Here is a 22,056-nt window from a genome sequence, read left to right on the forward strand (position 1 = left end):
CCTCGACCGGGAGGCCGTCCTGACGGCCTCCCGGTCGAGGTCGCCGGCGATCACACGCGTACGAAGGGCCTTGGCGGCTGCGAAGGCGAGGATGCCGGTGCCGGTGCCGACGTCGAGGATTCGGGCCGGGCGGCGGCGCTTCAGGACGGCGACGAGGGCGCGCAGGCAACCGAGCGTGGTGCCGTGGTGGCCGGTGCCGAAGGCGAGCGCCGCCTCGATCTCGATGGCGAGGTCGTTCGGCCGCACCGTCTCCCGGTCGTGCGAGCCGTGCACGAGGAAGCGCCCGGCCCGCACGGGCTTCAGCCCTTCGAGCGAGGCCCGCACCCAGTCCTGCTGGTCGATGGTGCGGAATTCGGCGGCGTCGGCCTCCGCGCCGATCACCGGGCGGATCAGGCCGCGGACGAAATCCTCGTCCGGCGCGTCGGCGAAATAGGCCTCCAGGCGCCAGGTGACGCCGTCCTCGGCCTCGAAGGCCGCGACCGCCGTATCGGTCGGATCGAACATCTCGCCGAGGAGGTCGGTCATCGCCCGCGCCGAGGCCTCATCGGTCATCAGCCGCAGCACGTGAGTCGGGCGGTGAGGAGGCAGGCCTTCGAGCATGAGGGCGTCTAGCACCGGTGGCGGCGCACCGCCAATCGTGAACGATTCCTTCGGGAACCGCACAGGATTGCGGCATATTGTTCATCCGTTAAGCGCAAAAGGGCCGGAACGGAGCGCCCCACGCGGCGTTCACGCTGGCTTCTCCAAGTCGGTTCGACCTTCGAGGGTGCGTGCGCGTGAGCAAATCCAGACGATCCGTCCGCCGCGGGCCGGTTGTCCTCAGCGGCACATCCCGCCGCCGCCGTCGGCCCGTGCGTCCTCGCGACGCCCTGCTCGCCGTGGAGCCGGAAGGCCCGCTGCCGGGCCAGATCCTCGTCCTGCTGAGCAAGCTCCACCGCGCCGAGACGGGTGCGGCGGATGCGGCCGACGAGAAGGCCGGCTGAATCGCGCAGCGATCCGCCTACGATGATTCCGGGGCGCCGGACCTCGCGCGTCCGTCACGCCCTGCGCGGGCCTTGTGCCCTCCGCCCGGCCTCCTATGATGCTCGCCATGATCAGCCGGATATAACGGTCCGGCGGCGGGACGGGATTGCGATATGCCTCTGACACGTCGGTTCTGGCTGGTGGCCGCCCTCGCGCTCGGCGTCGGCGGCGGCATCGTGCCGGCGCGGGCCGAGGCTCCGGTCACGGTCTTCGCCGCCGCCAGCCTGAAGAACGCCCTGGACGAGGCCGCCGCCGCCTGGGCGAAGGAGACGGGCAGGACGGCGCGGATGTCCTACGCCGGGTCGAACGCCCTGGCCAAGCAGCTCGAATCGGGCGCGCCGGCCGACCTGTTCTTCTCCGCAGACATCGCCTGGATGGACTATGCCGAGAAGGCGGGCACCCTGCGGCCGGGCAGCCGCAGCGACCTCCTGCGCAACGCGATCGTGCTCGTCGCGCCGAAAGGCTCGGGCGTCGCCCTCGACCTCAAGCCGGGCGTCGACATCGCCAGGGCCCTCGATGGCGGGCGTCTGGCCATGGGCAACGTCGATGCGGTGCCCGCCGGCAAGTACGGCAAGGCGGCCCTGGAGAAGCTCGGCGCCTGGGAGGCGGTGAAGGGCAGCATCGCCCAGGCCGAGAACGTGCGCTCGGCGATGCTGTTGGTGTCCCGCGGCGAGGCGCCCCTGGGCATCGTCTACGCCACCGACGCGGCCGCCGACCCGAGCGTGAGGGTCGTCGCAACCTTCCCCGCCGACAGCCACCCGCCGATCGTCTACCCCATCGCCCTCACCAAGGTGTCGGCGAACCCGGATGCGGACGCCTTCCTGGCCTACCTGAAGGGCGCGACCGCGCGGCCCTATTTCGAGCGCCAGGGCTTTGCGGTGATCGGCGGCACCGGCGCGCGCTACTGACGCTCGCGTGCTCGACCTCACGTCGGGGGAATGGACCGCCGTCGCCCTGAGCCTGCGGGTGGCGGGCGTGGCGACGCTGGCGAGCCTCGTGCCCGGCCTCGCGGTGGCGTGGCTGCTCGCGCGCAAGCGCTTCTTCGGCCACGCCCTGGTGGACGGGCTGGTCCACCTGCCACTGATCCTGCCGCCGGTGGTCACGGGCTATCTCCTGTTGCTGACCTTCGGCCGGCGCGGATGGGCGGGGGCGTGGCTGTCCGAGATCGGCATCGTCCTCGCCTTCCGCTGGACCGGGGCGGCGCTGGCCTGTGCGGTCATGGGCTTCCCCCTGATGGTCCGGGCCATGCGCCTGTCGATCGAGGCGGTGGACCGGCGCCTGGAGCAGGCGGCGTCGACGCTGGGCGCGTCCCCCTTCGCTGTGTTCCTGACGGTGACGCTTCCCCTGAGCCTGCCCGGCATCCTGGCCGGCGGTGTGCTGGCCTTCGCCAAGGCGATGGGGGAGTTCGGCGCCACCATCACCTTCGTCTCGAACATCCCCGGCGAGACCCAGACGCTGCCCTCGGCGATCTACACCCTGACCCAGGTTCCGGGGGGCGAGGCCGGGGCGCTGCGGCTCACGCTGATCTCGATCGCGCTGTCGATGACGGCCCTGCTGGTCTCCGAACTCCTCGCCCGCCGCATGGGCCGGCGGCTCGGGACCGGCTGATGGCCCGGTCAGGCATAGGCGTAGGGTCCGCCGCGTTCGAGCGCCCGCCGGTAGGCGGGGCGCGCGTGGATGCGGGCGAGCCAGTCCGTGATCCGCGGTCCGGCGCCCGTGCCGCGGGCGGCGAAGGCCTCCAGGGGAAAGCTCATCTGGATGTCGGCCGCGGAGAAAACCTGCCCGCAGAACCAGGGCCGCTCGGCCAGCTCCGCCTCCCAGTGGGCGGCGTGCCGGCGCAGGTCCGGATCGACGAACGTCCCGAGGACTTTGTTCGAGATCGCGCGCACCAGGGGGCGGACGAGGGCCGGGCTCCCCGGCGCCAACCGCGAAAAGACCAGCTTCAGCAGGAGCGGGGGCATCGCCGACCCTTCCGCGTAATGCAGCCAGTAGGTGAAGCGCCGGTGCTCGGGCGTGCCCGGCGCGGGCACCAGGGCACCGCCGCAGCGGTCGGTCAGGTACGTGACGATGGCGCCCGATTCCGCGACCACCGCGTCGCCGTCGCTCACCACCGGCGACTTGCCGAGGGGATGCACTGCCCGCAACGCCTGCGGGGCCAGCATGGTCTTCGGGTCGCGGGCGTAGCGCGTCACCTCGTAGGGGAGGCCGAGTTCCTCCAGCAGCCAGAGCACGCGCTGCGACCGGCTGTTCTCCAGGTGGTGGACGGTGATCATCGGGGACCTCGCTCGGATTCGGTGGGGACGGCCGCGGCGGGCCGCAGGTCGCGCCGTCATAGAGGGCGTGGCGCATGACGATCGAGGTGGACGTCGCCCTGCGCCGCAGCGGCTTTTCCCTGGACGTGGCCTTCACGGCCGGTGGCGGGCTCACCGCCCTGTTCGGCCGATCCGGTTCGGGCAAGACCACGGTGATCGACCTGATCGCCGGGCTGGCGCGGCCCGACCGGGGCCGGATCGTCGTGGGCGGGGAGACCTTGCTCGACAGCGCGCGGGGTTTGCGCCTGCCCGTACACCGGCGCCGGGTCGGCGTCGTGTTCCAGGACGCAAGGCTGCTGCCGCATCTCAGCGTGCGGCGCAATCTCGGCTACGGCCGGTACTTCTCGGGCGCCCGCCACGACGCGGCCGAGTTCGAGGCCGTGACCGGGATGCTCGGGATCGGGCACCTGCTGGAACGGCAGCCGGCCGGGCTCTCGGGAGGCGAGCGCCAGCGCGTCGCCATCGGCCGGGCGCTGCTGGCCAAGCCCCGCCTCCTGCTCATGGACGAGCCGCTCGCGGCCCTCGACGAGGCCCGCAAGGCCGAAATCCTTCCCTATATCGAGCGCCTGCGCGACGAGGCCGGCGTGCCCATCGTCTATGTCAGCCATGCCGTCGCCGAGGTCGCGCGGCTGGCCAACACCGTCGTGGTGCTGGAGCATGGCCGGGTCGCCGCCGCCGGCCCCGCCGAGGCGATCCTGCGGCGGGCCGACCTCGTGCCGGTGCACGAGGCGGAGGCGGGCGCGCTGCTGGAGATGACGGTCGAGGCGCAGGACGCGCCGGCCGGCCTGACCCGGCTGTCCGGGCGCGCCGGGCACCTCCTCGTCCCCCACCTCCCGCAGGCCCTCGGTTCGCCTGTCCGGGTCCGGGTGCCGGCCCGTGACGTGCTGGTGGCGACGCAGGTCCCCGTGGGCCTCAGCGCCCGCAACGTCCTGTCCGGCAGGGTCGCGAGCTTGACGCCGGCGGGTGCGGCGGTGATGGTCGAGATCGATTGCAACGGCGCGATGCTCGCCGCCCGCCTCACAGGGGCCTCGGCCCGCGCACTGGCCCTCGCGCCGGGCCGCCCGGTCTACGCCGTGATCAAGAGCGTGGCGTTCGATCCGGCGGGCTTCGGGGCCGGGCGCCGCGCGATCGAGATCTGATACCGTGTCCGCTTGAGCAAGGCGGACACGATATCACCAAGCCTGCGCGGCGCTTGAGCGAGGCCGAAATCCGCAGCGCGAAACGATCGAACGGATTTACGTCTGCGCCGGGGTCAGGCCCGCCCCTCGACGAAGGCCCGCATCAGAACGTGCGCGATCGCCATCGGCGGCGGCGCGACGATGCCCTCCGGGTGGCGATGTTCCAGCATCCGCGTGACGGCCTCCCGGTCGAACCAGCGGGCATCTTCGAGTTCGGTGGGATCGGTGACGATGGCCTCGTCGAGCCCTTCCGCCGTGCAGCCGATCATGAGGGAGGACGGGAAGGGCCAGGGTTGCGAGGTCTGGTAGCCGACCGCGCCGATGCGCACCCGCGTCTCCTCGAAGCATTCGCGGCGCACCGCGTCCTCGATCGTCTCGCCGGGTTCCAGGAAGCCTGCGAGGCACGAGAACATGCCGGGCTTGAAGTGCGGCCCGCGTCCGAGGAGACACTGCTCGCCCCGCCGGGTCAGCATGATCACCACCGGGTCGGTGCGGGGGAAGTGGTGGGCGTTGCAGCTCGGGCATTCGCGCCGGAACCCACCGGCCCGGACCAGGGTCGGCGTGCCGCAATTGGCGCAGAACCCGCTGCGGCCGTGCCAGTCGAGCATCGATTTGGCCACGGCCAGCAGCCCGAGCTCGTGCGCCTCCACCGCGCCCTCGGTGGCGATGGAGCGCAGGTCGAGGGTGCGGAATTCGTCCGCGTCGAACGCCTCCGCGGCCTCGGCGGGGGCGCAGGCCGCAAAGACCGGCCGGCCGTCGAGATGGCCGAGGAACAGCCGCTGGGTTACTTTTTCCGCGACGTGCGTGCCGTCCGCGGCCTCGAGGGTGGCGGTGGGGCCGCGCAGCACCACCCGGTCGCCGGCCATCAGGACGAGCAGGGCCTCGGGCGCGTCGAAGGGAGGCACCGCGGATTCCGGCTGCTCGGCCGAGTGGCGCAGCAGCCGGCTCCGGACGAATCCGAGGGTCGCGAAGGGATCGCTCATGGTCCGTCTCAGGCGGCTGCGAACAGGGCGCCGGCCCGCTCGACGAGCTGGGAGAGGGCGTGGGGCGGATAAGCTTTGCGCGCGCCATGTCCCCAGACCGGGCCGGGCCAGGCCGGATCGGAGCGGAAGCGCCCGATCACGTGGACGTGGAGCTGGGCCACGACGTTGCCCAGCGCCCCGACATTGACCTTGTCGGGCTGTGACAGGGCCTGCATCACGCCCACCGCGATGCGTATCTCTTCCCACAGGGCCGCGCCGTCCAGTGGCGAGAGGTCGGTCACTTCGCTCACGCCGGTGCGGCGCGGGACCAGGATCAGCCAGGGGAAGCGGGAATCGTCCATCAGCAGGACGCTGGAGAGGGCGAGGTCGCCGACCGGAGCCGTGTCGGCGGAAAGGCGCGGATCGAGGGTGAAGTCTGTCGTCATGGCCGGCATGTAGCGCGCCGCGGTGGCTTGGGGGAGGGCGCGAGGATCGTCACAGGGTCGGGACGGCCCCCTGCCGACCCACGGCGACGAGATCCGCGTGGATCACCCCCGCCGCGTCCGTGCGCACGAAGGCCGTCACCTCGGCGCCCTCCACCAGCAGCGCCTTCTCTCCCGGGCCCATCTGCGTCGTCCGGGTGCCCTGCGGGATCGTGAAGGACGCCTGCCCGCTCGTGTAGCGGAGCACGACCCTGCGCGGGGTCTGCCACGAGATCTCCGCGATCCAGCCCGCGGTCAGGGTCGCACCGGCCGCCGTATCCCAGGGCTGGCTGCCGGCCTCGAAGCCGCGCTCGGAGGGCGAGAAGATCGTCACCTCCGTGGGCTTGGGCGGCCCGTCGCCCTCTCGCACGGCGACGATGCCGATGTAGCTCTCCGGCTTGATGTCGCGGAGGCGCCCTTCCGTGGCGGTGAACATCCGGGTCTTCGGGTTCATCAACATCGTGACGGAGCCCCCGGTGCGTTGCCGGATCGTGAGGGTCTCGCCGTCCCGCGTCTCCACCGTGCCGCGGTAGCGGGCGAACGGTTCGGCCGCCCGCGCCGTGCCGGCAACGAGGCATCCGAGGGTCAGGAGGGCTGCAAGCTGTCTGATCATGAAGGTCTGCGCCGGTCTGCCGTGGCCGAACGTGGCGGCGGCGGAGCGGTTCCCGGCCCAGGGCTTCAGTGCGCCATCAGCATCGGCAGGTCGGCCTGCGCCAGGAGATGGCTCGTCGGGCCGCCGAAGATCATCTGGCGCAGGCGGCTCTGGGTGTAGGCCCCCTTGATCATCAGGTCGCAGCCGAAGCCCTTGGCCTCGGCCAGGAAGGTCTCGCCCGGCGTGCGGCGCCCGGCCGGCATGGCCTTGTGCTCGGCCGCGACCCCCTCGCAGGCGAGGGAGCGGGCGAGGTCCTCCGCGCTCGGTCCCGGCACGGTGCCGCCTTCGACGCTGAGCACCAGCACGCGCTCGGCGGCCCGCAGGAACGGCATCGCGAAGGCCACGGCCCGCGCCGTCTCGGTCGAGCCGTTCCAGGCGATCAGGATCGCGTTTCCGAGGCTCGCCGGCGGCGTGGGCGGCGCGAGCAGGATCGGACGGCCGCCCTCGAACAGGGCGGTCTCGAAGGTGGTCATGCGCGGGGAGGCGTCCTGGGAGCCCGGCCGGCCGACCACGGTGGCCGAGAACAGGCGGGCGTACTGCCCGAGGAAGGCGTCGCCCGCCGGCACGTCCTGGCGCCATCGGTAGCGCGGGCCGGCATTGGCCACGTTGGCCGGCACGCAGAGGCCGTCGCGGGCGTGGCGCGGGATGCCGGCGCCGTCCATGAAGGCGATGAAGCGGCCGCCGGCCTCCTCCGCCTCGACCCGGTCCGCCTCCTCGTCGCGCAGCCAGGTCATGCCGCCGACCATGTCGACGGGGACGTACTCGGCCAGCGCCGGGCGCAGGCTGACGCCCTCGATCAGGCTGCCGAACCGGCCGGCGACCAGCCGCGTCGTCTCGAACACGGAGGGCAGCGCGTCGTGCAGGGCTACCGGAACCAGCAGTGTCTTCATCGCCGTGTCCTTCGGATTTTGCACGACGCTAATGCCCTTCGGCCCGGTAGGAAACAGAGCGCGCACGCCCGCTCACACGCTTTTCGCCGGGGCCCCGGCGGGTGACGGCACCGGATCGAGCAGAACGCGCAGGCGCCGGGTCGCCGGCCTCTCGACGAAGCGGAAGACCAGGAGCGCGGCCCCGACGCTCAGGGCCAGCATCAGGCACAGGACACCCAGCGTGCCGAGCCAGGGCGCGAGGCCGAGGCGCAGCACTCCCTCGCGGGCCGCCCGGAGGACGAAGGGGTGGACGAGGTAGAGGGCGTAGGACGCGTCGCCGATCGCGGCGAGCCAGCGGACGGGGGCCGGATCGCGCTTCTCGTGCGCGGAGCCGAACGCGGCGGCGGCCACCAGCATCGCTGCCGGCAGGCCGAACCCGAGGGGCCGGGCGAACCCTTCAGGGTCCGCCCCGCCGGCCTGGAGGAAGAGGAGCCCGATCCCCGCCACGGCCAGGACGAGGCGCGCCGGTGACGGCAGGCGCAGCCCCTCGCTGCGTGCGAGGCCGAGCCCCGCCCCGAGGGCGAATTCGAGCACCACCGGATTGGACCAGAACGCCAGCGGCAGGCCCGACAGGGGGACCAGGGCGCCGGCCGCCGTCAACAGGCCGAGGAACCCGACGATCCAGGCCACCGCGACCCGGCGGCCATGGCCCAGGCCGAGGGCGAAGAGCCCGTAGAAGACCATCTCGCAATTGAGCGTCCAGCCGAGGCCGTAGAGCGGTTGCGGCGTCCCGTCAGGCCGGAGCGCCGGCCAGAACAGGAACGAAGCCGCCACGTATCCGGGATCGCGCGCGGCGGCGCCCGCATCCCCGAGGCTGGACGGAGCGGCCAGCGCCACCGCGAGGTAGAGGGCGGTGACGAGCCAGTAGAGGGGCACCACCCGCGCGACCCGGTGCACCAGGAAACGCCGGCGCCCCCCCGGCGCGTCGTAGCGCGGCCCGCTCGCCTGGACGATGATGAAGCCGGAGATGACGAAGAACACGTCGACGCCGGCCCACCAGGGCAGCCGGGCGACCGCCTCGGCGCCGGAGCCTGCAAGATTGAGGGCTGCCGCCTCGTGCAGGCCGTGGTGGACCACCACCATCGCGGCCGCGCAGGCGCGCAGGATCTGGATCGGGACGATGGTCACGGGGACCACCTGACCCTCGAGAGGATCGGCGGAGACCGGTGTGCCGCGTCCCGGAGCGGGTCCCAGTCATGACACCGCCCTCTCCCCGCTGCGGTAGAGGCTACTGTATGCACACATCCTGCGACGCCGACGGGCTTTGCGCGGGTCCCCTCTCCCGTGCGGGAGAGGGACAGGGTGAGGGATGCGACTTCTCCGGAGAAACCTGGGCTCCTCACCCCAACCCTCTCCCGCACGGGAGAGGGGGCCGCGCACCCCTTCGGACGACCTCTCCAGTTCCCCTGCGCAGATGTGTGAATCCGGTAGCCCGCAGCGGGGGGAGGGACGCGCGCCGAACGGGACTCTTTCGAGGATGCCGAATGCGGAACGCGACTCCCAAAGTGCATGACCGAGCTTGAGTACAGACCCCGCTTCGTAACCCGCGCGAACGGAGTAAAACCAGGAACCGATCCAGCAAAGCATCGTTGACCCGATGAAGCGCTGCCGCCGCCACGACAGGTCTCGGACCGTCGTGGCGTGTCTCGTCCATCGGCCCGCGCATCCACGATTATCCCTAGAGGTTCCTGATGCTGAAGAACTACGCTGCCCTGTCCGCACTCGTCGTCGCCGTGTCCACGCCCGCCCTCGCGCAGGGCGCCGGTGACTTCCGACTGCAGGCGATGCAGGCGAACGCCTTCGAGATCCAGTCCAGCCAGATCGCGCTCAGCAAGTCGCGCAATCCCCAGATCCGCAGCTATGCCCAGGAGGCGATCCGCGACCACCGCTCCGCCAACGTGGCGCTGGCCGGCGGCGACCGGAACTACGTCGCCGCCCAGGGCGGCGCGATCGGCGGTCCGGGCGACCTGATCGGCGCGCCGCTCGCCGTGGCCGGCGGTGCGGTCGGTGCGGCGACGGGCGCTGCGGCCGGCGTCGTCGGCGGCACGTTGAACGGCGGCCCGGTCGCCGGCATCCAGGGTGCCGGTTCCGGCGCGGCCCGCGGTGCCGCCGCAGGCAGCCGCCTGGGTCGCGGCGACGTCGACGAGACCGCGGGCAGCACGATCGTCCAGCCGAACCCGGAGCAGCAGGCGATGCTGGCCGAGCTGTCGGCCACGCCCTCCGGCGCGCGCTTCGACCGCCTCTACGTCAGCCAGCAGATCCGTTCGCACCAGATGGCGGTCGGCATGACCCAGGCCTACGCCTCCTCGGGTCCGAACCCGGCCCTGCGCACCTACGCCCAGCAGGCCCTGCCGGTCTACGAGCAGCATTATCGGCACGCCCAGCGCCTGCCGGGTGCCGGCGCGATGTAAGTTCGGGATTGCCGACGGCCGGATGGCCGCCGGGGTGATCGCAGGGGCGGCGGGCGAGAGCCCGCCGCCTTTCTCATGTCAGGTGCAATCGATCAGGGCGGAGGGCCGCAGCACCGCGCCGCTGCGATCGACCACGGGTACGAAGTCGCCGGTCGCCGGGTCGCGGATCTTGAGTTCGCCCGTGGCGACGCCGAAATGCGCGCCGTAGATGGTCGTGCTGCCCGCCTTCACCCGCTCCTGGATGAAGGGAAAGGTCATCAGGTTCTCGATGCTCTGGCTCACCATCGCGTGCTCCAGGCGGGTCAGGTAATCGGGGGCGGTCGAATCCCCCGCCTTCTCCTCGGCCGGTCCGACGAGGGAGACCCACTTGCCGATGAAGTTGCCCTTCGACAGGGGCTTCGCCTTGTTGGCGTAGGCCTTGATGCCGCCGCAGGTGGCGTGCCCCAGCACCACGATGTTCTTCACCTCCAGGGACTGCACCGCGAACTCGATGGCCGCCGACGTGCCGTGATACTCGCCGCCGGTCTCGTAGACGGGCACGATGTTGGCCACGTTGCGGATCACGAACAGTTCGCCCGGCCCCACGTCGAAGATGGCCTCGGGCGCGACGCGGCTGTCGCAGCAGCCGATCACCAGGGTGTCGGGCTCCTGTGACTTGGCGAGCTGCGCGAAGCGGCGGCGCTCCTGGGGAAAACGGTCCGAGAGGAACGAGCGGTAGCCTTCGGTCAGGGCTTCTGGGAACATGCGGTCTCCTGCGGCAAGGGGGTTCGTCTGCATAACGGTCGTCCGGCGCTCTTCATCCGCGGCGCGTTCGGCCTCAAGCCTCACGCCAGGACAGCGACACCGGTTCCCGGGGGATATTTCCCTCGACGATCGCCATGGCAAGGTCGGCGAGGCCCGCCGGCTCGACGTGCTCCGCGCTCGCGCGCAGGTCGGCGAGGTCCCACCATCGGGTGCCGAGCACCGGGTTGTCCTCGGTCTCGGCGAGCAGGCTGGTGTCGATCCGGTCGTCGGGCAGCCGCACCAGGAAGTAGCGCTCGCGGGCGTCGCGCGATTGCGTGAACAGGTGGAACGGCCCGTCGCACGTCGCGACCTGCGGCCCGATCTCGGCATCCGCCACCCCGATCTCCTCCGACAACTCCCGCCGGCAGGCCGTGACGTGGTCCTCGCCGGGCTCCAGCCCGCCGCCCGGCATGAACCAGAAGGTGAGGGGCTCGCCTGCCGCATCCGTCGCGTGGACCGAGCGGTAGGCGATCAGCAGCAGGCGGTCCCTGGGATCGAACACCAGGGCGCGGGCGATGTGCCGGATGGCGAGGGGGCTGTCTTTCATGGGCGCATGCCTATCAGGATTCGGGCCGCGCCTCACGCAGGACGCTCAGGCGTCCGGATCACGACCGGAAGTCCGTGGGCGTCGTGGCCGGGCGTCTCGGGCAGGGAGCCGGCGCGGCCGAGGAGCACGTCGCGGGCGACGACGAGGGCCGCCATCGCGTCGACGTGGTCGTCCGCCCCGACACCGCGGGGTTTTTGGGACGCCACGAGGCTCTGGGGGAGGCCGGCGCCGAGCAGCAGGCGGCGGCGCAGGTCCAGGGCGGCCTGGCGCTGCGCGCCCTTCTTGGCGAGGCCCAGCGGCCGGTCGCCGTTCATGCGGAAGAAGGCGACCTCGGGGTGGACCTCGTGCAGGCGATGGACGAGGTCCGGCCGCGTCCGCAACAACCCGTCCACCTGCCGGATGGCGGGGCAGATGTTCCAGCACTGGATGGAGGGCGCGAAGGGCGGCTCGCTGGCCGCCCGCGACAGGGCCTTGGCCTGCGCGTAGTCGGGCGCCTCGATCGCGGCGCGCGGCGGCACCGGGAAGACGCTGGACCGGGCAGGCCCGAGGAGCGCGCGGGCGGCCCTGTCGGGTTCGCGCCCGTAGCCGAGCACCCGGTCGGGCAGGCCGATCGGGATGTCGATCCCGACGCTGACCGGCGCCTCCGGCGCGTCGAGGAGGTCGGCGACGTGGGCGAAGAGGGCGGCCCGGTGCCGCTCCGGGTCGTCGAGGTCCAGCAGCACCCCGGCCCAGGCGCCCCGGCAGCCGTCGAGTCCCGCGATCCAGCGCGCCATGCCGCCCTCACGCACCTTGTGTCTAAAATTCGGGCCCGCTATCCGCGCCCTCGGGCCGCGACGGACGGGGCCGCCAGCGGAGATGCCGCGATGACCAAGGCACGCCCGTGAGCGGCCAGCCCGAAATCGGCATCCGCCTGCTCGATCCGCGCCTTCCCGGCTGGGGCTTTCCCCGGTGGGGGTCGGCAGGGTCGGCCGGCCTCGACCTGCATGCGTGCCTCGACGCGCCGATGCTGCTGGAGCCGCAGGCGGCGCCCGCGCTGGTTCCGGCGGGGTTCTGCGTGCTGATCCGCGATCCCGACTGGTGCGGGCTGGTGCTTCCCCGCTCGGGGCGGGGCCACCGCGACGGGCTGGTGATGGGCAACGGCACCGGGGTGATCGATGCGGATTACGAGGGTCCGCTGCTGATCTCGGCCTGGAACCGCAACCCGGCGCCCGGCCCCGGCATCCGGATCGAGCCCGGCGAGCGCATCGCCCAACTCGTCTTCACCCGCGTCACGCGCCCGCGCCTCGTGATCGAGGACGATCCCGGCACGGTGGGCTCGGCCCGCGGTGCCGGGGGCTTCGGCTCGAGCGGGCGCTGAGGGCCTCATTCGGCCGCCTGCCGGGGTGCCTCGTCCTCCGGCAGGCCGTCGCGGGCGTTGCATGCCTGCAAACGCAGCGCCGTGTTGATGAGGGCCATGTGCGAGAAGCCCTGGGGCGTGTTGCCCCGGTGCTCGCCGGTCCGGGCGTCGATCATCTCGGAAAACAGGCCGAGGTCGTTGCCGCGGGCGAGCAGCCGCTCGAAGGCGGCGGAGGCCTCGTCGGTCCGGCCGGCCAGCGCCAGGCATCCGACGCGCCAGAAGGCGCACGCCGTGAAGGTGGCCTCGTCCCCCTCCAGCCCGTCCTCCATGCGATAGCGGTAGACCAGATCGCCCGCGCCGAGTTCACGCTCGATCGCCTCCAGCGTCGAGACCATGCGCGGGTCCCGCGCATCGATGGCGCCGAACAGCACGACGCGCATCACCGCCGCGTCGAGGTGGTGGCCGCCATAGGCGCCGGTGAAGGCCTGCTTCTCCGCGTTCCAGGCCTTGTCGTGGTACTCGGCGCGGATCTCGGCGGCGATCCGCTCCCATTCGGCGATGCGGTCGTCGGGCACGCCGCGGATGTTGCGGGCGATGCGGGCGGCGTCCGTCAGGGCGACCCAGAGCATCGCCTTGGTGTGGAGCTGATGGCGCGGCCCGGTGCGCAACTCCCAGATGCCGTGGTCGGCCGCATCCCGGCAGGCGATCGCACGGGCCGTCAGGTTCTCCAGCACCTCGGGCAGGCGGTCGTTGACCTTCTCCGGCGGGTCGTAGTCCACGGCCTCCAGGAAGACGCAGAGCGCACGGACCAGTTCGCCGTAGATGTCGTGCTGGTCCTGCCCCTCGGCGGCGTTGCCGATGAGCGCTGGCCCGACGCCGCTCCAGCCGGAGAGGTGGGCCAGTTCCTCTTCCGCGGGCATCGCGCCGGCGATGCCGTAGAGCAGCCGGGTCTCGCGGCCGAAGGTCGGGTCCGCCTCGCGCAGGAAGCGCAGGAACTCGGAGGCCTCGCGCACGTAGCCCAGCGCCACGAAGGCGGTGACGGTGAAGGTCGCGTCCCGCATCCAGGTGAAGCGATAGTCGTAGTTGCGGTTGCCGGGCACCGCCTCCGGCAGGCCGGCGGTGGCCGCCGCCACGATCGCGCCGGTGGGCGAGTAGGTCAGCAGCTTGAGGCAGAGCGCCGAGCGCAGCACCTGGTCCCGGTAGGGGCCCCGATACGTGCAATGCCCGCTCCAGCGGCGCCAATAGGCGATCGTCGCCTCGGCTCGCGCCTGCGCGACGGAAAAATCCTCGATCTCGGCCCCCTCGCGGTCCTCGCCGTGGGTCAGGACGAGGTAGGCGCTCTCGCCCTCGGCGAGGGTGAACCGGCTCTCGGCCGTGGCGCCTTCGACGCGCGGCTGCGGTGTGGCCGTGACGCGCAGGCGGTGGTCGCCCGCCTCGAACAGGACGGAGCCGGCCTGCTCCACCGGGGTGCAGTCGCAGCGGGCGTAGTCGAAGGTCGGGCGGACGCTGAACCGGCCCGCGACCATGCCCGATTCGCAGGTCAGCAGCCGGATCAGGCGGCTCTCGCCGTCCCCGTCCGGGCCCTCGTCGGGCTCGGTGTTGGGCGGGTTCACCGGCATCACGTCGATGAGGCGGGCGCGGCCGGTGGCGGTCTCGAAGGTGGTCTCCAACACGTTGGTCTCGGGCAGGTAGCGCCGAGAGATCGACGTGAGCCGGTCGAACGCGACGCGGCAGGCTCCGCCTTTCTCGGTATCGAGGAGCGCCAGGAACAGGGCGGGGGAATCGTGCCGCGGCCAGCACAGCCAGTCGATGGAGCCGTCGCGGGCGATCAGGGCCGTGGAGTGGGTGTCGCCGATGACGGCATAGTCGCTGATCGGTTTCGACACGTCGTCCGTACGAGTTTCAGGGGGGAGCCCCTGAGTTAGAGCCGCCCTTCGCCCGATCGACCGAACCCGACGATATGCCACACGGGCGCCGGGGCGGTGCGATCCCGCAAGCACCGCCGCCTCGCCGCCCTCGCTCACATGTTGGGATAGTTCGGCCCGCCCGGACCTTCGGGCGTGACCCAGTTGATGTTCTGGTTGGGGTCCTTGATATCGCAGGTCTTGCAGTGGACGCAGTTCTGCGCGTTGATCTGGTAGCGCACCCCGTCGCCCGCGGAGGCATCCTCCACCCATTCGTAGACGCCGGCCGGGCAGTAGCGGGCCGAGGGGCCGCCGAAGACGTCGTGCTCCGAGGTCTTCTGCAGGCCCATGTCCTTCACCTTGAGGTGGGGGGGCTGGTCCTCCTCGTGGTTGGTGTTCGAGAGGTAGACCGAGGACAGCCGGTCGAAGGTGAGCTTGCCGTCGGGCTTCGGGTAGACGATCGGCGTCACCTCCGCGAGCGGCTTGGTGCAGGCATGGTCCGGCTTGCCGTGTGCGAGGGTGCCGAAGGGCGAGGTGTTCAGGAGCGTGTTCGCCCACATGTCGAGGCCGCCGAGCCCCACGCCGACCAGGGTGCCGTAGCGCGACCAGAGCGGCTTGACGTTGCGCACCCGCTTGAGGTCGTCCCCGATCGGGCTAGCGCGCCAGCCGTCCTCGTAATCGGCGAGTTCGTCCCCCTGGCGCCCGGCCCGGAGGGCGGCGGCGATGGCCTCGGCCGCCTGCATCCCCGAGAGCACGGCGTTGTGCGAGCCCTTGATGCGCGGCACGTTCACGAAGCCGGCGGAATCGCCCACGAGACAGCCGCCGGGGAAGACGAGCTTGGGCACCGACTGCCAGCCCCCCTCCATGATGGCGCGCGCCCCGTAGCCGATGCGCTTGGCGCCCTCGAAGACCTCGGCGATCATCGGGTGCGTCTTGAAGCGCTGGAACTCGTCGAAGGGCGACAGCGTCGGGTTCTCGTAGTTCAGGTGCGTGACGAAGCCGACCGAGAGCAGGTTGTCGTCGAAGTGGTAGAGCCAGGAGCCGCCGCCGGCCTTGTTCGGCAGGGGCCAGCCCATCGTGTGCTGAACCAGCCCCGGCTGGAACTTCGCGTCCGACAGTTGCCAGAGTTCCTTGACGCCCAGCCCGTATTTCTGGTGGTCGCTGTCCCGGTTGAGCCCGAACCGGTCGATCAGCGTCTTGGTCAGCGAGCCGCGCGCGCCCTCGCCGAAGATCGTGTACTTGCCGCGCAATTCCATGCCGCGGGTGAAGTCGTCGCGGGCCTCGCCGGAGCGGGCGATGCCGAGGTCGCCCGTGGCGATGCCGGTGACGACGCCGTTCCCGTCGTAGAGCACCTCGGAGGCCGGGAAGCCCGGATAGATCTCGACACCGAGTTCCTCCGCCTTGCGGCCGAGATACTTCGCGACGTTCGAGAGCGAGCCGACGAAGTTGCCGTGGTTGCTCATCAGTTTGGGGAAGAACAGGTTCGGCAGGGAGACGCCGCTGTTCTTGGTGAGGAACATGAACTCGTCGCGCTCCACCGCCGTCTTCAGGGGGCGGTCCGGGTCGTCGCGCCAGTCCGGCACCAGCACGTCGAGGCCGGACGGGTCGATCACCGCGCCGGAAAGGATGTGGGCGCCGACCTCGGAGCCCTTCTCGACCACGACGACACTGATTTCCTCACCCGCCTGCGAGGAGAGCTGTTTCAGGCGGATGGCGGCAGCGAGCCCGGCCGGACCCGCGCCGACGATCACCACGTCGAAATCCATGCCCTCGCGTTCGGGAAGCGCCATCCGTCTCTCTCCTGCCTACGCGGCGTTACGCAACTGCCGGCCACGCCGGATCGGGGCGCCTCGCCTCTGATCGGGCACCTGGACCGTTCTCAACCCATTCCAAACTAGGAAGGCAAGCGGTATCGGGGAGGGGAGCGGCCAAGTCGCACAGGGATAAGTCGCGCCGGATCGGGCCGGCCCCTCCACGTTGTCCACAGGCCGCCGGCGCCCCACATCCCCGACGATGGCTTCACCCGCAGACGCGCAGCGCGACCTGATCGCCTATCTCGACTTCCACGTCGAAGCCGGCGTCGACCTGTTTCTCGACGAGCACCCGCACGACCGGATGAGCGAGGCCGACGCGCCGGCACCCGCCCTTCCCACGCGGCGCGTCGAGCCGGCCGCACAGGTGCCGCCCCGTACCCTGCCGCCACCCGCCGCGGAGCCTGCCCGCCCGGCCGCCCCCCGCACCTACGGCCAATCCGCCTCGGCCAAGCCGGAGGAGGCAGCGAGCGATGCCCGCGCCAGGGCCCGCGAGGCCGCGAGCCTGGAGGAATTGGAGGCGCTGATGGCCGGCTTCGAGGCCTGCCCCTTGCGCTTCACGGCCAAGAACCTCGTCTTCGCCGACGGCAGCCCCACCGCCAAGGTGATGTTCGTGGGCGAGGCGCCGGGCGCGGACGAGGACCGCATCGGCAAGCCGTTCATGGGCCGCTCCGGCCAGCTCCTCGACCGGATGATGGCCACGATCGGCCTCGACCGGTCGAGCGCCTACGTCACCAACATCGTGCCCTGGCGCCCGCCGGGCAACCGGGACCCGACGCCCCAGGAGATCGCGATCTGCCGCCCCTTCCTCGAGCGGCAGATCGAGTTGGTGGACCCGGACGTGGTCGTGTGCCTGGGCAGCCCGGCGACGAAGACGCTGACCGGCACCAAGGACGGCATCCTCAAGGCGCGGGGCCGGTTCTACCCCTACCTGCTCCCGACGCGGGAGATCCGGGCGCTGGCGACCCTGCATCCGGCCTTCCTGCTGCGCCAGCCGGTGCAGAAGCGGCAATCCTGGCGCGACTTCCGGCTGCTGCGGGCGGCACTCGACGGAAAAGCTTGACCGTTCCGGCGGAACCGCCTCGTCGGCCACGCCATTATCTCCGGGTCCGTCATCGGGCGGCGTGAGTGGCGGGCTGAGCATGCGCTGGGACGATTTTCGCGGTTCGGACAACGTCGAGGACCGCCGCGGTGAGGGCGGCGGCGGCGGGGGCATGGGCTTTCCCGGCGGCGGTGCCGGCGGGCTCGGCATCGGCGCCATCGTCGTCCTGATGATCATCGGCTGGGTCACGGGCATCAACCCCGCGATCCTGATCGGCGGCGCCGAGCAGATGACCCGCGGCGGAGGCGGCGGCAGCCAGCGCGAGGAGCAGGCCGACCCGGAGACGCAGCAACGCCGCCGCACGGCCCCGACCGACGAGAGCGGGCGCTTCGCCGCCAAGATCCTCGGCAACACCGAGGACGTGTGGAGCACGGTGCTGCCGAACCAGACCGGCAAGCAGTACACGCCGACGACGATGGTGCTCTATAGCGGCGGCACCCGCAGCGGCTGCGGCTCGGCGCAGGCCGCGATGGGGCCGTTCTACTGCCCGCTCGACAAGAAGGTCTATCTCGACACCGGCTTCTTCAAGGAGATGGCCTCGAAGTTCGGGGTGAAGGGCGATTTCGCCTACGCCTACGTCATCGCCCACGAGGTTGGCCACCACGTCCAGGACGTGCTCGGCATCCTCGGCAAGGTCCAGGCCCGCCAGCAGGCGGCCTCGAACAAGGCCGAGGCGAACGGGCTCTCGGTGCGCATCGAGCTGATGGCCGATTGCCTGGCCGGCGTCTGGGCCAAGAACTCCAACGACAAGTACAACGCCCTGGAGCCCGGTGACATCGAGGAGGCCATGAACGCCGCCAGCGCCATCGGCGACGACAAGCTCCAGAAGCAGTCGCAGGGCTACGCCGTGCCGGATTCCTTCACCCACGGCTCCTCGGCGCAGCGGATGCGCTGGTTCATGACCGGCTACAAGAGCGGCCAGACCAAGTCCTGCGACACCTTCCGCACGGCCAACAACTGAGCCGCCGCCGCCGGCCTCACCACAGGCCGGCATGGGGGTGGAAGGCGACCACGTCGCCCGGCGCGACGCGGCCCGCATCCTCGGGCAGGTCGGCGAGCCCGTCGCTTCCCGCGAGCGCCGTCAGGGCACCGCCGGGGTTCTTGACGGCCTCGACGCTGCCGTCGTCCGCGCGGCGCAGGGCCACCCGCAGGAACTCGCGCCTGCCCGGTTTCTTGGGATGGGCGAAGGCGGCGCGCACTGGCAGGCCGATGGGCGGGGCGTAGGTCTCCCCCCCGAGCCGGGCGAGCAGCGGTCGCACCACGAACAGCAGGGTGACGTAGGCCGCGACCGGGTTCCCCGGCAGGCCGACGAAGGGCGTGCCGGCGACGATCCCGAGCGCCACCGGCCGCCCCGGCTTGATCGCGAGGCGCCAGAAGGTCAGGGAGCCTGCGGCCTCGACCGCGGCCTTGACATGGTCCTCCTCCCCCACGGAGACGCCGCCCGAGGTCAGGACGAGGTCGTGCTCGCCGGCGGCTTCCGCGATGCGCGCGCGCAGGGTCGCCGGGTCGTCGCGCAGGATGCCGAGGTCGTGCGGCAGGGTGCCGAGCCGGCGCAGCAGCGCCAGCAGCATCACCCGGTTGGCATCGTAGATCGCGGCCGGCCCCAGGACCTCTCCCGGCTCCCGCAACTCGTCGCCTGTGGAGAAGACGGCCACGCGCAGCGCCTTGCGCACCGGCAGGGCGTCGAGCCCGAGGGCGGCAGCCAGCGCCAGCTCCGGCGGCCCCAGGCGCCGGCCGGCCGGGATCGCCACGCTGCCGCGGGCCACGTCCTCGCCGGCCAGGCGCCGGTTCGCGCCCTGCGCCAGCCCCGGCGGCAGGTGGACGGCGCCGCCTTCCACGCGCACGTCCTCCTGCATGAACACGGTGTCGGCGCCCGGCGGCATGGCCGCCCCGGTGAAGATGCGCACCGCCCCCGCCCGGCCATCGAGGCTGGCCGGCTCGGCACCCGCGGGGATGCGTCCGCGCACGGGGAGCACGGTCCCGGACCCGGCCGCGAGGTCGGAAAAGCGCACGGCGTAGCCGTCGACGGCCGCGTTGTCGAAGGGGGGCAGGGCGATCGGCGCGCGGATCTCGGCGCCCGCGACCCGCCCGTCCGCCAGGGCGAGGGGCACCGGCTCGATGCCCGCCAGCACCGGCAGCCGCGTGCCGATGAGGGACGCCGCCTCGGCGACGGTCATGGCCGGCCGCGCCCCATCGAAGCAGTCGTCGCTCAGGCGCGCCATGCGTCTCGCCCCGGCGCGAGTGGGCCGGTGGGAAGAGAGTTCGGCAGAGGGCTCGGGGCTTGGCGATGGCGGCTCACGATGCCGCCGGCTTGCGGCATCCGGCCGGCCCGATCAAGCCTTCCGGTCAGGCGGCGGCCTCCGCCTGGTGCGCGTCCCCCGGCGCCGGCTTGACGTAGCGGCGGCGCAGCTCCTGGACCGTGCGGTTGCAGCGGTCGAGCACCAGGGCCGCGGCGCCCGGCAGGGTGCGCGTGCCCATCACCGAATCCAGCGTGACGCTGTGGGTGGCGAAGCGGCTCTTGAAGGCTTCCGCGCCGCAGAGGAAGTCGACGGTATGCAGGCCGTGGTCGATGGACCATTGGATGTAGTCCATCATCAGCACCATCCCCGGCGAGCCGCGCTCGAAGGCGGGGTCGTAGGTGGTGACGAAGGCCATCATCGTGCCGGCCTGCACGAAGTTGATCGAGACCGCGACGACGGCGCCGTCGCATTCCAGCACGAAGGCGCGCAGCAGGCCGGTCTCCGCCAGCACCTGCACCAGGGCGGCCAAGGCCGGGGCGCCCTCGTCGTAGAGGTTCGATTCGAGGCCGTTCTCGGCGAGCCAGGCCCGCTTGAACCCGGCCAGCCGGTCGAGGATCGGGGCCAGGGGCTCGCCCTCTGGCAGGAGGCGGGAGGTCAGCGCGCCGCGGTCGGAGATGACCTTCTGGCCGCGCCGGTAGTTCTGCCGGGTCTTCTTCGACTGGGCGTCGAACCAGGCCTTGCCGGTGGGCCAGGGGCCGGCGACGCGCAGGCTCGCCTCGCTGCGGTGGTTCGGCCGCAGGAAGACGCCCCCTTGCGCCGTCGGGTCGAGGAGGGTGCGGGCCGCGGCATCCGGCAGCAGGCGGTTGAGGTAGACGAGGTCGAAGCCGCCGGCCTGCGAGAGGTGGTCCCACATCCGCTGCACGATGCCGGGCGCAGCGTCCGGGGCGAGGACGGCGTCGCCGTAATCGGCGTGGTCCTTGGCCGCCCATTCGAGGAGGCGCAGGCCCGCCCGCTTGCAGGTGGCCAGCGGCAGGACGGCCTCCAGCGCGTCGCCGCGCCAGGCCAGCACGACCAAGAGCCCGCGCCGCTCCCGGTCGGGCGCCGTCGCCCACCAGGCCGAGACCCAGGCATGGCTCTGGAACACCAGCGCGCCGGCCTCCCGCCACAGGGCGGTCCAGGCGGGCCCGACCGCCGCCAGGCGCTCGGCGGAGCGGACGATCTCGAGGCGTTGGCCGGTCATGGCTGGGCGCTTTCCTGTGGCCGGGGGGGCGTGTTCCGGCGCGGCCGGACCTGCCGCACGATCCGGCGCCACATCTTCTTGAGGGGCAGGAGGTAGAGGCCAGAAAGGGACTGGTAGTCGGCCACGTCCCGGTCGACGAGGCCGAACTTGAAGTCCTCGTCGGGGTGGGGCACGCACAGGGTCCCGAACAGGCGGTCCCAGAACGAGAACAGCAGGCCGAAGTTCTTGTCGTAGTGGCGCGCGTCGGTGCTGTGGTGCAACTGGTGCCAGTGCGGGCAGAGGACGACGTTGTTCAGCGGCCCGAACGAGATCTTGAAATGCGTGTGGCGCACGAAGTCCATCATCAGGATGTTGCGCATGATGTAGACGTTGACGCCGAAGACCGTGACCTCGACCGGATTGAGGGCGACCAGCGTCCAGATGCCGAAGCAGATGCCGGGGATCACCCCGTCCCAGGCCCGGTTCATCAGCTCGTCGAGCGGATGGACCCGGTCCTTGGTGATGCCGACCATCACCTCGGCCGAATGGTGCACCTTGTGCAGCTCCCACAGGAACGGGAAGCGGTGCTGGGCGGTGTGGTAGATGTAGTAGGAGATGTCGTAGGCGAGCAGCATCGTCACGGTGAAGATGCAGACCGTGACCGGCCCCGGCGCGCCGCCGAGCAGCGGCTCGTGGATTCCGAACAGGGCGCCCAGCAGCTTGTTGGTGCCGTAGCCGACCGCGACCACGAAGGTGACGCCCGCCGGGATCAGCAGGAACGGCATGATCGCCTTGCGGGTGACGTAGAACAGCAGGTCCGCCCGCGCGGACGGGTGCATCATCACCTCGTGCGGCAGCAGGAACTCGAAGAACTCGGCAAACGATTTCCGCTCCGCCGTGCGCCAGTAGGCGACGAGCGCGCAGCCGAGCGCCGTGGCACAGAGCAGCCCCGTGGTCAGGAGGTTTTCGGCCGAGATCCGGTCGAGGATCTTGGCGACGAAGTCCTGGATCATCGCAAGGCGTCCCTTCGCTCGGATCGGCACGCGCGCCGACGGTCGGCCGACGTTCGAGGCCCAGCATCACCGGTCAAAGCTTACGCTTTGCTCAATCCGTCCGATGAATGACGCCGGGTGTGGACAAGTCGCGGAGCTGCGGAGGTCGCGCG

23 protein-coding genes are annotated in these 22,056 nt (G+C 71.6%); 8 read left to right on the forward strand and 15 right to left on the reverse strand.

Annotated elements, in window-relative coordinates; all coding sequences use genetic code 11:
• On the reverse strand, positions 1 to 600 hold a 600-nt coding region (locus COGEMETH_RS23065; RefSeq protein ID WP_238185019.1), incomplete at its 3' end, for a 50S ribosomal protein L11 methyltransferase.
• Positions 601 to 851: 251 nt separating this feature from the next.
• Here COGEMETH_RS23065 and COGEMETH_RS25690 point away from each other — a divergent pair.
• From COGEMETH_RS25690 to modB, 3 genes are all read left to right on the forward strand, one after another.
• Positions 852 to 983: a hypothetical protein gene (locus COGEMETH_RS25690; RefSeq protein WP_283215042.1), complete on the forward strand. Its 132-nt coding sequence runs from the start codon at positions 852 to 854 to the stop codon at positions 981 to 983.
• A gap of 153 nt (positions 984 to 1,136) precedes the next feature.
• Positions 1,137 to 1,931: a molybdate ABC transporter substrate-binding protein gene (gene modA / locus COGEMETH_RS23070; RefSeq protein ID WP_238185020.1), complete on the forward strand. Its 795-nt coding sequence runs from the start codon at positions 1,137 to 1,139 to the stop codon at positions 1,929 to 1,931.
• A 7-nt stretch (positions 1,932 to 1,938) separates the two neighbouring features.
• Positions 1,939 to 2,631: a molybdate ABC transporter permease subunit gene (gene modB / locus COGEMETH_RS23075; RefSeq protein ID WP_238185021.1), complete on the forward strand. Its 693-nt coding sequence runs from the start codon at positions 1,939 to 1,941 to the stop codon at positions 2,629 to 2,631.
• Positions 2,632 to 2,639: 8 nt separating this feature from the next.
• Here the strand turns inward: modB and COGEMETH_RS23080 are convergent, their stop codons facing one another.
• Positions 2,640 to 3,296, reverse strand: coding sequence for a glutathione S-transferase (locus COGEMETH_RS23080; protein ID WP_238185022.1), 657 nt, complete (start codon positions 3,294 to 3,296; stop codon positions 2,640 to 2,642).
• A 74-nt stretch (positions 3,297 to 3,370) separates the two neighbouring features.
• Between COGEMETH_RS23080 and modC the strand changes: the two genes are divergently transcribed.
• A complete protein-coding gene (gene modC, locus COGEMETH_RS23085; RefSeq protein ID WP_238185023.1) occupies positions 3,371 to 4,474 on the forward strand; it encodes a molybdenum ABC transporter ATP-binding protein in 1,104 nt (367 codons plus the stop codon).
• A gap of 113 nt (positions 4,475 to 4,587) precedes the next feature.
• Here the strand turns inward: modC and nudC are convergent, their stop codons facing one another.
• From nudC to COGEMETH_RS23110, 5 genes are all read right to left on the reverse strand, one after another.
• Complete coding sequence (gene nudC / locus COGEMETH_RS23090; protein WP_238185024.1) at positions 4,588 to 5,496, reverse strand: NAD(+) diphosphatase; 909 nt, start codon at positions 5,494 to 5,496, stop codon at positions 4,588 to 4,590.
• 8 nt (positions 5,497 to 5,504) lie between these two features.
• Entirely contained in the window at positions 5,505 to 5,921 is a 417-nt protein-coding gene (locus tag COGEMETH_RS23095) for an HIT domain-containing protein (protein ID WP_238185025.1), read from the reverse strand.
• A 49-nt stretch (positions 5,922 to 5,970) separates the two neighbouring features.
• Positions 5,971 to 6,570, reverse strand: coding sequence for a hypothetical protein (locus tag COGEMETH_RS23100; protein ID WP_238185026.1), 600 nt, complete (start codon positions 6,568 to 6,570; stop codon positions 5,971 to 5,973).
• A gap of 65 nt (positions 6,571 to 6,635) precedes the next feature.
• Positions 6,636 to 7,499, reverse strand: a complete 864-nt coding sequence (locus tag COGEMETH_RS23105) for a universal stress protein (RefSeq protein WP_238185027.1) — start codon at positions 7,497 to 7,499, stop codon at positions 6,636 to 6,638.
• Positions 7,500 to 7,571: 72 nt separating this feature from the next.
• The gene (locus COGEMETH_RS23110; RefSeq protein WP_238185028.1) at positions 7,572 to 8,666 is read right to left on the reverse strand and encodes an acyltransferase family protein; all 1,095 of its coding nucleotides are present in this window, start codon (positions 8,664 to 8,666) and stop codon (positions 7,572 to 7,574) included.
• A gap of 563 nt (positions 8,667 to 9,229) precedes the next feature.
• On the opposite strand from COGEMETH_RS23110, the gene COGEMETH_RS23115 reads away from it, so the two are divergent.
• A complete protein-coding gene (locus COGEMETH_RS23115; RefSeq protein WP_238185029.1) occupies positions 9,230 to 9,949 on the forward strand; it encodes a DUF4142 domain-containing protein in 720 nt (239 codons plus the stop codon).
• Positions 9,950 to 10,027: 78 nt separating this feature from the next.
• On the opposite strand, the gene COGEMETH_RS23120 is transcribed toward COGEMETH_RS23115, so the two are convergent.
• The 3 genes from COGEMETH_RS23120 to COGEMETH_RS23130 all read right to left on the reverse strand — a co-directional run bounded on the left by COGEMETH_RS23120 (position 10,028) and on the right by COGEMETH_RS23130 (position 12,052).
• Complete coding sequence (locus COGEMETH_RS23120) at positions 10,028 to 10,693, reverse strand: carbonic anhydrase (protein ID WP_238185030.1); 666 nt, start codon at positions 10,691 to 10,693, stop codon at positions 10,028 to 10,030.
• 73 nt (positions 10,694 to 10,766) lie between these two features.
• A complete protein-coding gene (locus tag COGEMETH_RS23125) occupies positions 10,767 to 11,279 on the reverse strand; it encodes an NUDIX hydrolase (RefSeq protein WP_238185031.1) in 513 nt (170 codons plus the stop codon).
• Positions 11,280 to 11,311: 32 nt separating this feature from the next.
• Positions 11,312 to 12,052: a DUF429 domain-containing protein gene (locus COGEMETH_RS23130; RefSeq protein WP_238185032.1), complete on the reverse strand. Its 741-nt coding sequence runs from the start codon at positions 12,050 to 12,052 to the stop codon at positions 11,312 to 11,314.
• A 107-nt stretch (positions 12,053 to 12,159) separates the two neighbouring features.
• Between COGEMETH_RS23130 and dut the strand changes: the two genes are divergently transcribed.
• On the forward strand, positions 12,160 to 12,636 hold the full coding sequence (gene dut / locus COGEMETH_RS23135) for a dUTP diphosphatase (RefSeq protein WP_238185033.1): 477 nt from the start codon (positions 12,160 to 12,162) through the stop codon (positions 12,634 to 12,636).
• A 5-nt stretch (positions 12,637 to 12,641) separates the two neighbouring features.
• Here the strand turns inward: dut and COGEMETH_RS23140 are convergent, their stop codons facing one another.
• Positions 12,642 to 14,501 carry a glycoside hydrolase family 15 protein gene (locus COGEMETH_RS23140; RefSeq protein ID WP_238185034.1) on the reverse strand — a complete coding sequence of 620 codons (1,860 nt, stop codon included), beginning with the start codon at positions 14,499 to 14,501 and terminating at the stop codon, positions 12,642 to 12,644.
• Between the two features lie 134 nt (positions 14,502 to 14,635).
• Positions 14,636 to 16,309 carry an electron transfer flavoprotein-ubiquinone oxidoreductase gene (locus COGEMETH_RS23145; RefSeq protein WP_238185035.1) on the reverse strand — a complete coding sequence of 558 codons (1,674 nt, stop codon included), beginning with the start codon at positions 16,307 to 16,309 and terminating at the stop codon, positions 14,636 to 14,638.
• A gap of 223 nt (positions 16,310 to 16,532) precedes the next feature.
• Between COGEMETH_RS23145 and COGEMETH_RS23150 the strand changes: the two genes are divergently transcribed.
• Both COGEMETH_RS23150 and ypfJ read left to right on the forward strand, forming a co-directional pair.
• Entirely contained in the window at positions 16,533 to 17,393 is an 861-nt protein-coding gene (locus tag COGEMETH_RS23150) for a uracil-DNA glycosylase (RefSeq protein ID WP_238185036.1), read from the forward strand.
• A 79-nt stretch (positions 17,394 to 17,472) separates the two neighbouring features.
• A complete protein-coding gene (gene ypfJ, locus COGEMETH_RS23155) occupies positions 17,473 to 18,393 on the forward strand; it encodes a KPN_02809 family neutral zinc metallopeptidase (RefSeq protein WP_238185037.1) in 921 nt (306 codons plus the stop codon).
• Between the two features lie 16 nt (positions 18,394 to 18,409).
• Here the strand turns inward: ypfJ and COGEMETH_RS23160 are convergent, their stop codons facing one another.
• From COGEMETH_RS23160 to COGEMETH_RS23170, 3 genes are all read right to left on the reverse strand, one after another.
• On the reverse strand, positions 18,410 to 19,654 hold the full coding sequence (locus COGEMETH_RS23160; RefSeq protein WP_238185038.1) for a molybdopterin molybdotransferase MoeA: 1,245 nt from the start codon (positions 19,652 to 19,654) through the stop codon (positions 18,410 to 18,412).
• Positions 19,655 to 19,778: 124 nt separating this feature from the next.
• Entirely contained in the window at positions 19,779 to 20,912 is a 1,134-nt protein-coding gene (locus COGEMETH_RS23165) for a GNAT family N-acetyltransferase (RefSeq protein ID WP_238185039.1), read from the reverse strand.
• On the reverse strand, positions 20,909 to 21,904 hold the full coding sequence (locus COGEMETH_RS23170; protein WP_238185040.1) for a sterol desaturase family protein: 996 nt from the start codon (positions 21,902 to 21,904) through the stop codon (positions 20,909 to 20,911). Before COGEMETH_RS23170 ends, COGEMETH_RS23165 begins: the two co-directional genes overlap by 4 nt.
• Positions 21,905 to 22,056: the final 152 nt, after the last annotated feature.

This window comes from Methylobacterium trifolii, assembly GCF_022179685.1.
Taxonomy (GTDB): domain Bacteria; phylum Pseudomonadota; class Alphaproteobacteria; order Rhizobiales; family Beijerinckiaceae; genus Methylobacterium; species Methylobacterium trifolii.